Origin of the sequence: Microbacterium profundi, from assembly GCF_000763375.1 — a bacterium.
In the GTDB taxonomy this organism is placed as follows: Bacteria; Actinomycetota; Actinomycetes; order Actinomycetales; family Microbacteriaceae; genus Microbacterium; species Microbacterium profundi.
Map to the genome: position 1 here is coordinate 825,495 of NZ_JPSY01000001.1, position 15,641 is coordinate 841,135.

At 68.1% G+C, this 15,641-nt stretch carries 13 protein-coding genes; 5 read left to right on the forward strand and 8 right to left on the reverse strand.

Annotated features, from left to right (window positions below):
- Positions 1–168 precede the first annotated feature (168 nt).
- Complete coding sequence (locus JF52_RS0103835; protein WP_084595547.1) at positions 169–1,329, reverse strand: AMP-binding protein; 1,161 nt, start codon at positions 1,327–1,329, stop codon at positions 169–171.
- A gap of 85 nt (positions 1,330–1,414) precedes the next feature.
- A complete protein-coding gene (locus tag JF52_RS0103840) occupies positions 1,415–2,374 on the reverse strand; it encodes a 1,4-dihydroxy-2-naphthoyl-CoA synthase (protein ID WP_033106276.1) in 960 nt (319 codons plus the stop codon).
- Between the two features lie 73 nt (positions 2,375–2,447).
- Between JF52_RS0103840 and JF52_RS0103845 the strand changes: the two genes are divergently transcribed.
- On the forward strand, positions 2,448–3,464 hold the full coding sequence (locus JF52_RS0103845; RefSeq protein WP_033105108.1) for a GNAT family N-acetyltransferase: 1,017 nt from the start codon (positions 2,448–2,450) through the stop codon (positions 3,462–3,464).
- Positions 3,465–3,649: 185 nt separating this feature from the next.
- Positions 3,650–4,627: an o-succinylbenzoate synthase gene (locus JF52_RS0103850; RefSeq protein ID WP_033105109.1), complete on the forward strand. Its 978-nt coding sequence runs from the start codon at positions 3,650–3,652 to the stop codon at positions 4,625–4,627.
- A gap of 100 nt (positions 4,628–4,727) precedes the next feature.
- Here the strand turns inward: JF52_RS0103850 and JF52_RS0103855 are convergent, their stop codons facing one another.
- Positions 4,728–5,360: a TetR/AcrR family transcriptional regulator gene (locus JF52_RS0103855; RefSeq protein WP_033105110.1), complete on the reverse strand. Its 633-nt coding sequence runs from the start codon at positions 5,358–5,360 to the stop codon at positions 4,728–4,730.
- 115 nt (positions 5,361–5,475) lie between these two features.
- On the opposite strand from JF52_RS0103855, the gene JF52_RS0103860 reads away from it, so the two are divergent.
- The 3 genes from JF52_RS0103860 to JF52_RS17190 all read left to right on the forward strand — a co-directional run bounded on the left by JF52_RS0103860 (position 5,476) and on the right by JF52_RS17190 (position 10,761).
- Entirely contained in the window at positions 5,476–8,304 is a 2,829-nt protein-coding gene (locus tag JF52_RS0103860; protein WP_052166736.1) for an efflux RND transporter permease subunit, read from the forward strand.
- Positions 8,301–10,337 carry a YhgE/Pip domain-containing protein gene (locus JF52_RS0103865; protein ID WP_033105111.1) on the forward strand — a complete coding sequence of 679 codons (2,037 nt, stop codon included), beginning with the start codon at positions 8,301–8,303 and terminating at the stop codon, positions 10,335–10,337. The genes JF52_RS0103860 and JF52_RS0103865 overlap by 4 nt, the downstream gene beginning before the upstream one ends.
- Positions 10,338–10,440: 103 nt before the next feature.
- Positions 10,441–10,761: a hypothetical protein gene (locus JF52_RS17190; RefSeq protein ID WP_152594817.1), complete on the forward strand. Its 321-nt coding sequence runs from the start codon at positions 10,441–10,443 to the stop codon at positions 10,759–10,761.
- A gap of 6 nt (positions 10,762–10,767) precedes the next feature.
- Here the strand turns inward: JF52_RS17190 and ccsB are convergent, their stop codons facing one another.
- Genes ccsB through JF52_RS0103890 form a run of 5 tightly spaced genes read right to left on the reverse strand, consistent with a single transcriptional unit; the run spans position 10,768 to position 15,604 of the window.
- Positions 10,768–11,757, reverse strand: coding sequence for a c-type cytochrome biogenesis protein CcsB (gene ccsB / locus JF52_RS0103870; RefSeq protein ID WP_033105112.1), 990 nt, complete (start codon positions 11,755–11,757; stop codon positions 10,768–10,770).
- A gap of 9 nt (positions 11,758–11,766) precedes the next feature.
- On the reverse strand, positions 11,767–13,485 hold the full coding sequence (resB, locus tag JF52_RS0103875) for a cytochrome c biogenesis protein ResB (protein ID WP_033106278.1): 1,719 nt from the start codon (positions 13,483–13,485) through the stop codon (positions 11,767–11,769).
- Between the two features lie 37 nt (positions 13,486–13,522).
- Positions 13,523–14,275, reverse strand: a complete 753-nt coding sequence (locus JF52_RS0103880; RefSeq protein WP_033105113.1) for a cytochrome c biogenesis CcdA family protein — start codon at positions 14,273–14,275, stop codon at positions 13,523–13,525.
- Positions 14,272–14,922, reverse strand: a complete 651-nt coding sequence (locus JF52_RS0103885; protein ID WP_033105114.1) for a TlpA family protein disulfide reductase — start codon at positions 14,920–14,922, stop codon at positions 14,272–14,274. Before JF52_RS0103885 ends, JF52_RS0103880 begins: the two co-directional genes overlap by 4 nt.
- A gap of 52 nt (positions 14,923–14,974) precedes the next feature.
- The gene (locus JF52_RS0103890; RefSeq protein WP_033105115.1) at positions 14,975–15,604 is read right to left on the reverse strand and encodes a histidine phosphatase family protein; all 630 of its coding nucleotides are present in this window, start codon (positions 15,602–15,604) and stop codon (positions 14,975–14,977) included.
- Positions 15,605–15,641: the final 37 nt, after the last annotated feature.

Below are 15,641 nucleotides of genomic sequence, written 5' to 3' on the forward strand. Positions count from 1 at the left end.
TGCGACGTTTGGCGGAGATATTCGTCCAGAACCTCCGACGTCCGTGACATCCTCCGCCATCCGCAACACGGCGTACGCCAGCCGACGTCAGGCGCGGCAGAGGATCTCGCCGTGCCCATGGGCGTACGTGGCCATGCTCTCCCTTTCCGGAGCTCGTCTTCTCGGAACTCAGTGCAGTTCGGCGACCAGGCGACGGATCGCCTCACGGTCGGGCTTTCCAGAGCTCAGCGTCGCCATCTCGTCGACGATGATCATCCGTGCAGGCCGCGCAGGCTTGCCCAGCTGCTCCGCGACGACCTCGCGCGCATGCCCTAATTGTTCGGATTCGCTGCGCCGCAGCGCCTCGCCGCGCTCGGCGACGATGACGGATGCCTCGCCCCATCGCTCGTCGTCGACGCCGACCACGACGGCACTTGTCAGACCCGGGATGCCGCGGACGATGCGCTCGACCCGGTCGAGGGAGATGTTGACGCCGCCCGAGACGATCACGTTGTCGGCGCGGCCGTGCACGCGCACGACACCGTCTTCGACGATGCCGAGATCGCCGGTGCGATACCAGCGGATGCCGTGCTCGTCGCGCTCGAAGGTGGCCCCGGTGAGGGCAGGATCACCGAGGTAGCCGTCGGCGAGCATGGGTCCGGCGATGCGCAGTTCGCCGTCGACGGTCTTCACTGCGACGGTCTCGAGCGGGACGCCGTCGTACACGCACCCGCCGCTCGTCTCTGTCGAGCCGTAGGTACGCACGAGGTGCACGCCGAGCTCGGTGGCGCGCTCCCGCACCGGCTCAGGGAGCGCCTGGCCTCCGACGAGGATCGCGGAGTACGCCTGGAGTGCGGCGAGGACGGTCGTGTCATCGACGGCCGCATCGAGCAGGGTCGCGACCTGCGCCGGCACCAGCGACGTGAACAGCTTCTCGCCCCGGCCGCGCAGCATCGGCAGGGTCGCCTCGGCGAAGCTTCGGGCCGAGAACCCGTCTCTCAGCACCACCGGAGTGGTTCCGGAGAGGATCGAGCGCGCCAGCACCTGCAGACCTGCGACGTATCCGGCCGGCAGCGCGAGCAGCCAGCTGCCCGATCCGATGCGGAGTGCGGTCGCCTCGGCTCCGGCGCGCAGAGCCTCTGCGCTCAGCACGACGCGCTTCGGGATGCCGCTGGACCCGGACGTTCCGATCACAACGGCCGTGCCCTCGTCCACGACCTCCGGCTCGTCGTCCGAGGCGCCGAGGCCGAGCATCCCCAGTGCCAATGCCGGGCCGCCGTCGAGCGCTCGAGCGAGATCCTGCTGCAGCTGCACGGCGTCGTCGGCCTGCGTGGCGATCAGTCCTGTCATCGGTGGGCCTCTTGCATTTCGACTCGCTTCGCTCGCTCAATGTTGACCCGGTTCGCATCAACGCTTCGCATTGATCCGAACCGCGTCAAAAGTGCCAGGGGAACGACGTCCAGTCGGGGTCGCGCTTCTCGAGGAAGGAGTCGCGGCCCTCGACGGCCTCATCCGTGCCGTAGGCCAGGCGGGTCGCCTCGCCGGCGAACACCTGCTGGCCGACGAGCCCGTCATCGACCGCGTTGAAGGCGAACTTCAGCATGCGGATCGCGGTGGGCGACTTCGTCAGCACCGTGCGCGCCATCTTCAGCGCCTCGCGCTCGAGGTCGGCGTGCGGCACGACCCGGTTCACGGCGCCCATCTCGTAGGCGCGCTGCGCGGAGTACTCCTCGGCGAGGAAGAACACTTCGCGCGCGAATTTCTGCCCGGTCTGACGGGCCATGTACGCCGAGCCGTATCCGGCGTCGAAGCTGCCGACATCGGCATCCGTCTGCTTGAACTTGCCGTGCTCTGCACTCGCGACGGTCAGGTCGCACACCACGTGCAGCGAATGCCCGCCGCCCGCGGCCCACCCGGGGACGACGGCGATGACGACCTTGGGCATGAAGCGGATCAGCCGCTGCACCTCGAGGATGTGCAGACGCCCCAACGACGCAGCGGCTGCGGGACTCTCGATCGCTGACCCTTCGACAGGCTCAGGGGTCGAAGGGTCGGTTGCTGAGCCTGTCGAAACATACTTGTAGCCGTCGCGGCCGCGGATGCGCTGGTCGCCGCCGGAGCAGAACGCCCAGCCGCCGTCCTTCGCGCTCGGCCCGTTGCCGGTGAGCAGCACGGCGCCGATCTTCGGATCCTGGCGGGCGATGTCGAGCGCCCGGTACAGCTCGTCGACCGTGTGCGGCCGGAAGGCGTTGCGCACCTCCGGTCGGTGGAACGCGATGCGGGCGACGCCGCCGTCATGCGTGACGTGCGCGGTGATGTCGGTGTAATCCTCTGCACCGGGTGCCAGCACCCATTCAGCGGGATCGAACAGGTCTGAGACGGATGCGGTGGCCACGGCATCCACCCTATTCCCCGCGCCCGCGTACCTCACGCAGGAAGCGCCGCCTCGATCGGGTTACGGTTGCAGGATGCTCGAACTCATGCGGATCGACCCGTTCGACAGCCGCGAGGTGAACCTCTGGTGGGACATCTACGCCGCCGCCGAACGTGCGGATCGCGGTGCCGGCACTGCGGTGTGGACGCGCGACGAATCCCGGCACGAGTTGCAGCACGACACCGCGACGATCGATCGCCGCGCGTACCTCGCCCGGATCGACGGCGAGGTCGTCGCGGGAGGGCGCCTCGCGCTGCCGATGCGCGACAACCTGCGGGTCGCGATGCTCGGCGTGCACGTCGCACCGGAACTGCGGCGCCGCGGCATCGGTACGGCAGCGCTCACGGCGCTCGAGGAGGAGGCGCGAAGCGCAGGGCGCAGCATCCTGAAGGCGAACGCGTCGTGGCCGTGCAGTGCGGGCGATGACGGATCCGGAGTTCCTGGTCGTGAGTTCGCTCGACGGCACGGCTACGCGCTGGCACTCGGCGATGTGCAGAGCCGCCTGCCGCTCCCCGTCGCAGCAGCGCATCTCGATGCGCTCGGCGCCGAAGCATCCGCTCGCTCCCAGGACTACTCGCTGCGCTCATGGATCGGCAGCGTTCCCCAGGTGCTGGTCGACGGATGGGCCGAGCTCGACGCCGCCGTCGACACGGAGGCGCCGGTCGGCGACCTCGAGATCGAGCGGGCCACGGTCGACACGAGTGAGATCCGCCGAAGCGAGACGCTGATCGCCCAGCAGAATCGACGCAGTTTCGGAACCGTCGCATGCGACCGCGGCGGCCGCGTCGTCGCTTTCACGCAGCTGGTCGTGTCGGGCGATGACGGCAACGCCTACCAATGGGGCACGCTCGTGCGTCGCGAGGCCCGCGGCAACCGGCTGGGCATGGCCGTCAAGATCGCGAATCTGCGGATGCTGCTGGCGCACGCCTCTGACGTGCGCGCCGTGTACACGTACAACGCCGGCGTCAACGAGCACATGCTGTCGATCAACCGCCGCCTGGGCTTCGCACCCTCCGAACTCATGGCCGAGCTGCAGAAGCGGCTGGTCTGAGCGCCGGACACGCGGCACGGCACACTCGTCAGTTCAGATCACAGGTGTCAGTCGAGAACTGCGTTTCTGGACTGACATCCGTCTTTTGAACTGACAGGTGTCGCGGCGCTTACAGGTGTCGCGACGCGAGCCCTGGCTCGGCACGGCACCCGGCCCGATGAGTTCGATGAGGGCATGATGGTGACATGACCCCGTCGCTCGCAGAGCTGCTCGACACGGCCCGTGTGGTCGCCCTCCCCATGACGACGCGCTTCCGCGGCGTCGACGTGCGCGAAGCGCTGCTGTTCGAGGGTCCAGAGGGCTGGGCCGAGTTCTCGCCGTTCGTCGAGTATGCGGATGCCGAGGCATCCGTCTGGCTCGCTTCGGCGATCGACTACGCCTGGAACGCCCAGCCGACTGCGCTGCGGCAGTCGATCGGCGTGAACGCGACGGTTCCCGCGGTCGCCGCCGCCGAGGTCGCCGGTGTACTGGCACGATTCCCCGGATGCCGGACGGCGAAGGTCAAGGTCGCCGATCCCGGCCAACCGCTGAGCGACGACGTCGCCAGGGTGCGTGCGGTGCGCGACGCGCTGGGACCGGAGGGGCGCGTGCGCATCGACGCCAACGGCGCATGGAACGTCGACGAGGCGGAGCACGCGATCCACGCACTCGCCGAGTTCGATCTCGAGTACGCCGAGCAGCCATGCGCCACCGTCGACGAGCTCGCCGAGCTGCGCATGCGCGTGAAGTACATGGGCATTCCGATCGCCGCTGATGAGAGCATCCGCAAGGCCGAGGATCCGCTCGCCGTCGCCCGCGCAGGTGCTGCCGACCTCATCGTGATCAAGGCGCAGCCGCTCGGCGGCCTCACCCGCGCGCTGCAGATCGTCGTCGCTGCCGGCCTTCCGGCTGTCGTCTCCAGCGCACTCGACACCGCCGTCGGACTCTCACAGGGCGCAGCTCTCGCGGCCGCTCTCCCCCACCTCGACTACGACTGCGGCCTCGGCACCGGGGCGCTGTTCGTCGAGGACGTCGCCGATCTCTCGCCGTCGGACGGCACGATTCCCGTCGGCCGCATCACCCCTGACGCGGCGCGACTGGACAGGCTCGCGGCATCCGTCGAGCGTCGCGACTGGTGGCTCGACCGCCTCGAACGCTGTCACGCTCTGCTCGCCGCGGAGTAGACGGCGGGCGGCACGAGACCGAGTCTGCAGCACGAAACAGCGCCAGGCACGGTCGGTCTCGCGCCACGAACTCGGTCTCGCCACACAGCGTCGTCGCGACTCAGACCGCGGCGGGCGCGATGAGCAGATCGACCAGTTGGCCGAGCGCCTCGGCGCCGGCGCGATGCAGCTTCTCGCCGTCCCAGCCGGACACCGCCGCGCGCACCATGCACCCCTCCCATTGGACCATGAGCATCTGCGCCGCGGTGGGCACATCGATCCGCAGCGCGAACAGGCCCGAGTCGATGATGCCCTGGATGATCTCCTCGATGCTGGCGGTCATCGCCCGATCCTGCGCGAGGTAGGCCTTCCCGAAGACCTCATCACGCAGCGCGCGGATGCGGATCTCACTCATCATGAGCACGCTCAGACGGTCGTCCAGGCCGGAGTCCATGACCTTCTGCACCAGTTCGATGGGGTCGGCGTCGCCGTTCAGCACACCTGCTGCGACGAACTCCTCGATGCGCCCGCGCACAGACGCGAGACGCTGCTCGGTCACGGTCGAGGCGAGCTCGAGGAACAGTTCGTCCTTGGAATCGAAGTTCGAGTAGAAGGCGCCGCGGGTGAACCCGGCGCGCTCGCAGATCGCCTCGACGCTGGCGCCCTCGAGTCCGACCTCGGCGAACACCTGCGCGGCGGCATCCATCAATCGCACTCGCGTGTTCTCGCGCCGCTTCGTCACGGGGATCGTCATGGTCTCACTTTCACATCCGAGGCACAGTTTCGCACATCCGACTCACCGTAGGATACACAGGTGTATCGGATACATCTCTGTATCCATTCTCCCGTCCGCCGTCTCGGAGGAACCTGTGTCCACTCTCCTGTCGTCACTCGGGCGCTGGTCGTTCCGTCACCCGTGGCGCGTGCTCGTCGCCTGGCTCATCATCCTCGGTGTCGCCGGCGGCGGCGCGCTCGTGCTCAACCAGGGCACGGACAACTCGTTCAGCATCCCCGGCACAGAGTCGCAGGACGGTCTCGAGCAGCTTTCGCGCTCGTTCCCGCAGGTCAGCGGCACGAACGCGCAGTTCATCGTGGTCGCCGCGGACGGCGATTCGATCACGGATGACGAGTACCGCGACCCGATAGCGGATGCCGTGGACGAGCTGAGCGACCTCGACGGCGTCCTTGCCGTCACCTCTCCCTACGACGAGATGATCGACGGGATGATCAACGAGGACGAGACCGCGGCGATCGTCCAGCTGCAGTTCGACGGGCAGGCCACCGACGTCTCGGCCGAGACGAAGGATGCGCTGACCGCCTCGGTCGACACGCTCGTAGGCGAACTGCCCGACGGTTCGCAGACCGAGCTCGGCGGAGATCTGTTCGCCATCTCGATCCCGGGGGTGACCCTCACGGAGGCCGTCGGCGTGGTCATCGCCCTGCTCGTGCTCATCGTCACGTTCCGGTCGTTCGTCGTCGCCGGGCTCCCCCTGCTCACGGCGATGCTGGGCGTCGGCATCTCCATGGCCGGCATCTTCGCCGCCACCGCCTTCGCCTCGGTGTCATCGACGACGCCGCTGCTCGCGCTGATGCTCGGGCTCGCGGTCGGCATCGACTACGCGCTGTTCATCATGGCCAGACATCAGGACCAGGTGCGCGACGGCGTCGACCCGGAAGAATCGGCCGCGCGCGCCGTCGGCACCGCGGGATCCGCTGTCGTGTTCGCGGGCATCACCGTGCTGATCGCCCTGATCGGCCTCGGGTTCGCCGGCATCCCGTTCCTGACGACCATGGGCATCGCCGCATCCGTCGCGGTCGCCGTCGCCGTCGCGATCGCCGTGACACTGACACCTGCTGTGCTCGGATTCCTGAAGGGGCGCATCGTGGGCCGCCCGAAGAAGGTGCGCGCGACCCTTCGACAGGCTCAGGGATCGGATAGACCGGCCCAGGGCTCGTCGAAGGGTCCGCGGCGCGGATTCAGCGAGCGCTGGGTCGGCGGAGTGACGAAGCATCCGATCCTCACCTCGCTCGCGGTCGTGATCGGTCTCGGCGTCGTCGCCGTCCCCGCACTCAGCCTCAATCTCGCGCTGCCGAACGCCGGCGTTCTCGCCGCCGATGACGAGGCACGGCAGAGCTACGATCTCGTCGCGGACGAGTTCGGCCCCGGTTTCAACGGCCCTCTCGTGCTGACCGGCACGATCGTCACGTCCACCGACCCGCTCACGCTGATGGAGGACCTCGGCGATGCTGTGGCCGAGATCGACGGGGTGAAGGAGGTCGCGCTCGCCACTCCGAACGAGACTGCCGACACCGGGATCGTGCAGGTGATCCCAGAGACCGCGCCGGATGACCCGGCGACCAGCGACCTCGTGCGTGAGCTGCGCTCGCACCACGACGAGTGGCTCGAGGAATTCGGCATCGACGTCAAGGTGACCGGCTTCACCGCTGTCGCGATCGACATCTCCGACCAGCTCGGAAACGCCCTGCTGCCCTTCGGCGTCTTCGTGATCGGGCTGTCGCTCATCCTGCTGACGATCGTGTTCCGCTCGCTCTGGGTGCCGATCACCGCCGCCCTCGGCTACCTGCTGTCGATCGTCGCGGCGTTCGGCGTCGTCGGCGCGGTGTTCGAATGGGGCTGGTTCGCCGACGCGCTGCACGTCGCGAAGGTCGGCCCGATCATCAGCTTCATGCCGATCATCCTCATGGGTGTGCTTTTCGGGCTCGCGATGGACTACCAGGTGTTCCTGGTCTCCCGCATGCGCGAGGACTTCGTGCACGACCGGGACGGTCGCTCACCCGACAGAAGCGTGCGCCGTGCGGCAGCTCTGCGCGCCGTGCGCAGCGGCTTCACCGGCTCTGCGAAGGTCGTGACCGCTGCGGGACTCATCATGTTCGCGGTGTTCGTGGCGTTCGTGCCAGAGGGCGATTCGTCCCTCAAGCCGATCGCGCTCGGCCTCGCTGCAGGCATCGCGATCGACGCGTTCCTCGTGCGGATGACGCTGATCCCCGCGCTCATGGCGATCCTCGGCGAGCGCGCCTGGGAGATCCCGAAGTGGCTGGAGAAGATCCTGCCCAGCGTCGACATCGAGGGCGAAGCCGTCGAGCGTGAGCGGCACCTTCTCTCCTGGCCTGGCGATGACTCGATCGTCGCGGCGGACGATCTCGTGCTGAGCGCGGATGCGCCGATCCTCGAAGGCGTGACCCTGCGGATCGCCCCCGGCGCGGCACTCATCGCCACAGGTCTCGACGGCCGCGTGCGGCGTGCACTCGCGTTGGCGGTCGCCGGCAGGCTGACACCGGATGCCGGCAGGCTCCGCGTCGCAGGACATCTGCTGCCCGGCCGGGCGCCCTGGGTGCGAAATCACGTCGGCTGCGTGCTGGTCGACGATGCGGATGCTGCGCTCATCGACCTTCGCGAAGCCCTGCGCGGCGCCCCGACTCTCGTCGTGATCGACGGCATCGACCGCTTCACCGGTGCTCAGCGCGATCAGGCGACGGCGATGCTGCAGGATGCCGCGGCCGCAGCCGCTTCACGGGTGGAAGCGGGGACCTCGCGCCCGCTCGCGGTCTTCGCGACAGCATCCGACCCCGCGCTCGCACGCACAATCCTCGCGGAAGCCGCCTGGCCCGCCGCCCAGCTCGTCGACCTCCGCCCCTTCATCGACGCTCCCACCGACATCACCGAGGTGAACGCATGACCCTCCCGATCGAGCGCGCCCGCTCGCGCAAGCCCATCACCTGGTTGACGATTCTCGGCATCGTGCTGCTGCCGGCAGCTGTCGGCGGCATCCTGGTCGCGGCCCTCCAGAACCCGACCGAGCGGCTGGACACCATGACCGCCGCCATCGTGAACCTCGACGAGCCCGTCACGATCAACGACCAGTACACGCCGCTCGGGCGACAGTTGGCGTCTGGGCTCGTGGAGGGTTCGGACGAACTCGACTCCAACCTCACCTGGGTCATCTCGAACGAGGACGACGCCGCCGAGGGTCTTGCCGACGGCAGCTACCAGGCCGTCATCACGATTCCCGCGGAGTTCTCTGCAGCGGCCACCTCTTCCGGACAGGCGATCTCCGACGGCGGCGGCACCGCTGAGCAGGCGACGATCGAGGTCACCACGCCGGATGACGGACTCGTCGCCGATGACCTCATCACCCAGCAGATCGCATCCGTCGCGACGTCCACGATGGGGACGATGCTGTCTGAGGCGACCATGGAGAATGTGCTGGTCGGCTTCACGACGATCGGCGACCAGATCGGCGAAGCCGCGACAGGTGCGCGGGAGCTGGCGACAGGTGCACGAAGCGCAGCGGATGGCGCGGCCGCCCTTCCCGAGGGTGCGACTCAGCTCGCCGACGGTGCGTCGCAGCTCGGCACCGGTGCGTCGGAGCTCGCAGGCGGGCTCGGCACGATCGCTTCTGGGACGCGTGGTGCTGCCGACGGCGCCTCGACGCTGGGCTCGGGGCTGACCTCCGGGGCGTCTGCGCTCGAGGCGCCGGACAGCGATCTGAACAAGTTGGCTGGTGCGGCGGCGACTGGTGCCGGCTACGCGAAGACTGCGGCGGATGGCACGCTCGCCACGGCGCAGTCCCTCGGCGGCAATGTCGCGAGCCTCGGTACGAACGCCGAAGACCTCGGTGCGCTCGTCCAGGAGTGCTACCTCTCGAACCCCGACACGGCGTTCTGCGACCGGCTCGCCGGGGTTGCGCAGAGCATCGGCGCTGACGCCGAGGCGATCGGCGCTGACGCCCAGTCCGCCGGCTCCGCCGCCGAAGCAGCCGGATACGCGAACGGATACGCGGGGAACGTCTCGACGGGCGTGAGCGCTCTCCCCAGCGCACTCGCCGGGCAGCTGCGAACCGCCGGAGACGGCGCACTCTCCCTCGCTGACGGCCTTTATCGACTTGCCGATGGCACGGATCAGTCCGCTGCCGGCGCGAACTCCTTGAGCACGGGCGCCGTGGCATTGAGCGACGGTGCGACTGCGCTGTCCGATGGCGCGACCGAGCTGGCCTCTGGCGTGGACAAGCTCGCGACCGGGACCGGCGACCTCGCCGGCGGACTGAAGACGGCATCCGAGTCTCTCCCCTCGTTCGACGATCAGGAATCGTCTTCGCTCGCATCCGTCATCGCCGATCCTGTGTCGTCGAACTCGTCGATGAACACGATCTTCGGTCCGACCGCCATCCCGCTGCTCGCAGCGGTGGTGCTGTGGTTCGGTGGTCTCGCATCGTTCATCGTGATGCGCGCCCACACCGCGCGCACGCTGACGTCGCGGCGCTCGTCGGCCGGCCTCGCGTTGCGTGCCTTCGCCCCCGCGGCCGCGGTCGGCGCAGGGCAGGGCGTGCTCGTCGCACTCATCGTGCAGTTCGTGGCGTCGTACGATGCCGCGGCGTGGTGGGCCTTCGCAGGCACGGCGGTCCTCGCTGGAGTCGCATTCGCCGCTGTGAACCAGGCGCTCGTCGCACTGTTCGGTGGGATCGGACGCTGGGTGAGCGCCCTCATCGGAGTCGTCGCCGTCGCGACCGGACTCGTCTCCACAGTGCCGGGGTGGCTCGCGTCGATCGGCCAGGCGCTGCCGACCGCCCCGGCGTTCACAGGACTGATCGCTGCGAACGGCAGCGCGCTCGCGAGCCTCGTGGTGTGGGGCGTGCTGTCGCTCATCGCCACGACGCTGATCGTCGCCGTGCGCCGGTCGACCTCGACGAAGGCCGTGCTCGCCGGCGCCTGAGCCGCAGCCCCGGCGGGAGGTGGTCCTTGACGCCGCTTCCCTGGGCGAGAGGCGACAAGTACAACCACCCCACGACGCCCCGCCACACGGGTCCCCTCAGCGGGTGGTCCTTGACGCCGCCTCCCGGCGGACGGAGCGGCACCACGCGACACCTCCCCGCCGCGGCCCCTCCCGCACGCGGCCCCTCCCGCACGCGGCCCCTCCCGGCGCGACACCTCCCGGCGCGGCCCCTCCCCGCCGCGGCCCCTCCCGCCGCGCACCCTCGGTCGTCTATGCCAAGACACTGGATGCGGATGCCTGGGCCGCCCTCGCGCGATCAGTGACGCGCGAGTACGACGAGCGTCCGACCGAGGTCGTCAGCGAGGCGGAGTTCGTCTGGTACTCGGACGGTGTCGAGCACCATGCGGTGATCTCGCTGGGATGAGCCCGCTCAGCTCAGGCCGGAGTACGCGTGCAGACCCTTGAAGAAGACGTTGACGATCGTGAAGTTGAAGATCACGGCGGTGAAGCCGATGATCGCCAGCCACGCCGACCGGCTTCCGCGCCAGCCGCGGGTGGCACGTGCGTGGATGTATCCCGCGTAGAGCACCCAGATGATGAAGGTCCAGGTCTCCTTGACGTCGAAGCCCCAGTAGCGGCCCCAGGAGTCCTGCGCCCAGATCGACCCGGCGATGAGCGTGAAGGTCCATAGGACGAACCCGACGGTGGCGAAGCGGAAAGCGAGTCCTTCGAGGCGCTCTGACCCCGGCAGCGTCGCGAGGAATCTCGGCCCCGGCTTCTCGACTTCCTCGGCGATGCGGCGCTCGCGGCGATGCTGCATCAACTGCAGCATCGACAGCGCTGCTGTCAGGGCGAAGAAAGCGGTGGCGAGCGATGCCACGAACACGTGGATCACGAGCCACACGCTCTTGAGCGGGTCCATCAGAGGTACGACGCCGACGTAGAAGCTCACCGCTGCAGCACCCATCAGCACGACGATGAGGCCGGTGATGAACGTGCCGAGGAATCGCAGGTCGACGCGCGTGAGCACCAGCAGGTAGACGAACACGATCAGGAGTGTGCCGATCATCGCGAACTCGTACAGGTTCGCCCACGGCACGCGCTCGGCGGCGATACCGCGCAGCACGGTCGCGGCGAGATGGAACACGAAGGCGAGCCCGGTGAGCGTGGTACCGATGCGCTCCATCACGTGGCGCGGCTTCGCCGTCTCAGCGGATGCTGCGTCATCGGCCGCACCGGATGCGTCGGCAGCACCGACGCCCCCCGCACCGACGAGCGCGGTCTCGCGCGCGCGGAGGCGGGCGTTGGACGTGGCCTCTGAGCGACGCGCGAGATCGAATGCGTAGGCGACGAAGGCTGCGGCGTAGATCGCGATCGCCGTCCAGAGGAACAGGATCGAGAGGGAATCGAGGTCGGGCATGGTGCCAGTCTACTTTCTGAGGTCTTCGTCAGGAAGGTCGGACCCTTCGACAGGCTCAGGGGCCGAGCGTGTGGTGGAAGTACGAGGCGCATCCAGCAGACGGGCATGACCCGCGACCAGATTGTCGACGGCTGCAGCGAGCGTCGGATCCTCACCGCGGGCGAGACCCGCGTACTCGAGGTTCACGGCACTGTCGGAGGATGTCGCTTTGACCCACATGCGCCGTCGAGGAACGAACAACGCGAGCATGAGACCCGTGAGCGCGAGCAACGCGAACACCAGTACCCACACGGCCGAGTCGTCGCGGTGGATCTGGAGCGAGGCGAACCGCTTCACGGACTCCCTGGAGTCGGTCGCACCGACCGGCGATTCATCCTCGAACGTGATCGTCCCGAGCCCGTTCGGCAGGTCGGCCGTCTCGCCCGGTACGAGCTCGATGGAGTCGACATCAGTTGTACGACCGGTGAGCTTGGTCAGCTTCTCGGTGTCGAGCACGTACACCGAGCGCGGCGTGCCCTCGTCTATGCCGAGATCACCTTCGTAGACGTCGACCGTGAGCAGCGGCGACAAGAGGTCGCCGTGCGCAGAGGTGAAGGCCCCGCTGTCCAGCTTCGCGGCACTCGGGTAGAAGAAGGCTGCGATGCCGAGCTGCTCGGGCATGCCGTCGGTCACCTTGATGACACCGAGCGAAGTGAGGTTGCTGTCCTGCGGGAGGAACGGCACTGAGTTGTTGTACACCACATCGCCGTCCGCGTTGCGGACCGTGATGGTCGGCGCGTATCCGTTGCCGAGCAGGTAGATCTTGTCTCCTGCGATGCCGAGCGGATAGTTCACGCGCACGGACTCCTGTCGCGTCTCGCCGTTCTCGCGCACCGATACGTTGGCTGAGAAGTCGCCGGGCTGGCCGGACGCAGCGGTGCCGTACTTCTGGTACGTGACGTCGAACGAATCGAGCGTCATCGCGTACGGGCGCAACACATCGTCACTGACGAAGCGACCGCGGTTCATCGACTCGTAATCGAGCAGCGTGTTGACGAACGTCTGCCCCTCGACGATCACGCGCTGCCCTGTGTATGCGAAGCTGCCGCCGATGCCGACCGTCAGCAGCACGCCGACGAGCGCGAGGTGGAAGATGAGGTTGCCCGTCTCGCGCCAGTACCCGCGTTCCGCAGACACCGAGTACGTGCGACCCCTGTCGTAGCGCTCGACGCGGTATCCGAGCGCCTTGAGCTGCTTCTGCGCGACATCGATCGACCGGGCAGCCTCGGTGTCGGCATCCGCAGTTTCGCGCGTCACCTCACGGTGGTCCTCGAGTCGCCCCAGCCGCGCCGGAGTGCGCGGCGGACGTGCGCGCAGCGCCTTGAGGTGATGCTTGATGCGCGGGATGACGCAGCCCACGAGCGAGATGAACAGCAGCAGATATATCGCTGAGAACCACGGCGACAGGTACACGTCGAACATCTTCATCGAGTCGAGCACCGGGAACAGATCGGGATTGTTGGCCTCCCACTGCGTGACGCCGTTCGGGTCCGCCATCCGCTGCGGGAAGATCGACCCGGGGATCGCCGCGATCGCGAGTACGAGCAGCAGGATGATCGCCGTGCGCATCGATGTCAGCTGCCGCCAGCCCCATCGCAACCACCCGACGAATCCGAGGCGCGGCTGGGTGATGGCGGAGTCGTCGCCGTCGATGTGGTCGGACGGACGGAGCGGATCGGAAGACGTCACGGCATCCTTCTGGTCGGCAGGTGAATCGGTGCGGAAATCAGAGCGGGAGGATGACACTGCTCATCACCGCCCCGAGACGCGACATGATGTCGGTCCAGATTCCGGTGACCATGAGCACGCCGAGCAGGATCAGCAGCACGCCGCCGATGATGTTCATGAGGCGGATGTGGCGGCGCAGGAAGTCGATCGCCCTGGTCGCCCAGCCGAAACCGAGCGCGACGAGCAGGAACGGGATGCCGAGACCGAGGCTGTACGCGAGGCCGAGGAAGCCGGCGCGAGCGGGATCTCCGACGTTGATCGACAGCGCGACGATGGCCGCGAGTGTCGGCCCCATGCACGGAGCCCACCCGATGCCGAGTGCGACTCCGAGCAGAGGCGCACCGAAGATTCCGGCCTTGGAATCGACCTGGAAGCGGAATTCGCGCTGCATGAAGCCGAACAGTCCGAGGAACACGAGCCCCATGAGGATGATCACGACGCCCAGGACGCGGGTGATGATGTCGCCCCACCGCAGGAAGAACACGCCGGCCGTTCCGCTCAGCGCGGTGTAGGCGACGAACACGACGGCGAAGCCGAGGATGAACAGCAGCACGCCGAGCACGAGGCGGCCACGCCCGGCCTGGGCGGTCCCGTTCGCTGACCGCGGGGCCACCGCTCCCCCGAGGAACCCCAGATATCCCGGAACGAGCGGAAGCACGCAGGGTGAGACGAACGACACGAGTCCCGCGAGCATCGCGACCGGGATGGCGAGCCAGAGCGCACCGGAGCCGATCAGCTCCTGAGTGTTCACGCGCTCTCCGCGAGCGCGTCTTCGACGAGCGTGGAGAGGATCGATGGGCCGTCGAGCGGTCCGACGATGCGGGCCGCCACACGCCCCTGCTTGTCGAGTACGAGTGTGGACGGAGTCCCCTGCAGGGGAGCGTCGCCCGCGAAGGCGAGCTTCGCCGCACCGCTGTCGACGTCGATGATGCTCGGGTACGTCACGCCGTACGTCTCGGCGAACGCTTTGGCGGTGTCGGCCTGATCGTAGATGTTGATGCCGACGAAGGAGACGTCTTCATCCTCGTTCGCCTGCCAGACGGATTCGAGGTCTTTCGCCTCGACGCGGCACGGGGCGCAGCCCGCGTACCAGAAGTTCACGACTGTGACGTCGCCGGCGATGTCCTCGCTGCTGAACTTCTCACCGTCTTCTGTCACTCCGCCGAAGACGATCGGCTCACCGCGGTCCTCCGGAGCGATCTCCACGACCGCACCGTCGGCCGAGATGTAACCTTTGCCGTCGCCGGAGAGGTACTGCTGGGCGACCGGATCCGGTGCGCACGCGGTCAGAGCGACGGCGAACAGCGCGGCGAGCGCGGCTCCGACCAGACGAGCGGGGCGCCCGGTACGGGAGGAGCGGCCGCTGCGAATCGGTCGAATCATCGAGGCGAGTGGCACATTCCCAGTCTAGACACGGGAATCTATGGGTGATCTGGGTGCGAGCCGGCGCTCAGACCGCTCCGACATCGACCGCGTCGCCGGTCGCGGCGGGTTCGGCGTATCCCACTTCGCGCCAGACGTCGCCGACCCGTTCGAACGATGTCACGCTCGACAGCGCGCAGCGGCGGGTGCGGGGATCATGACGCAGCGGCAGGCCCGCAACGTACAGGTGCGTGATCCAGATCGGCGCCTGATGAGAGACGATCACGACATCCCCGCCGTCTGCCTCGTTCCACCCGCTGTTCATCGCCTTCTCCATGCGGTCGGCGATCGTGAGGTACGGCTCGCCCCAGCTCGGCACCGACGGCCGTCGCAGATGCCACCAGTTGCGCGGATCGCGCAGCGATCTGCTCATCCGCGTGCCTTCGAACACGTTCGTGGGCTCGATGACCCGCTCATCGATGACCGGCTCCAGCCCGAACATCTCCGCGAACGGCTCGGCCGACTCCTGCGCGCGCTCCAGCGGCGAGCAATGCAGCGAGGTCACTGCCCGATCGAGCGTCGCGACGTACTCCGCAGCCGACCGGGCCATCCGCCGTCCGTCCTCGCTCAGCCGGTAGTGCGGCAGTCGTCCGTACAGCACCCGCTGCGGATTGTGCACTTCGCCGTGGCGGACCAGATGGAGACGTTCGGCTGGCATGGCCCCAGTCTAGGGATGCCGTCCGCTGACGCCCGCG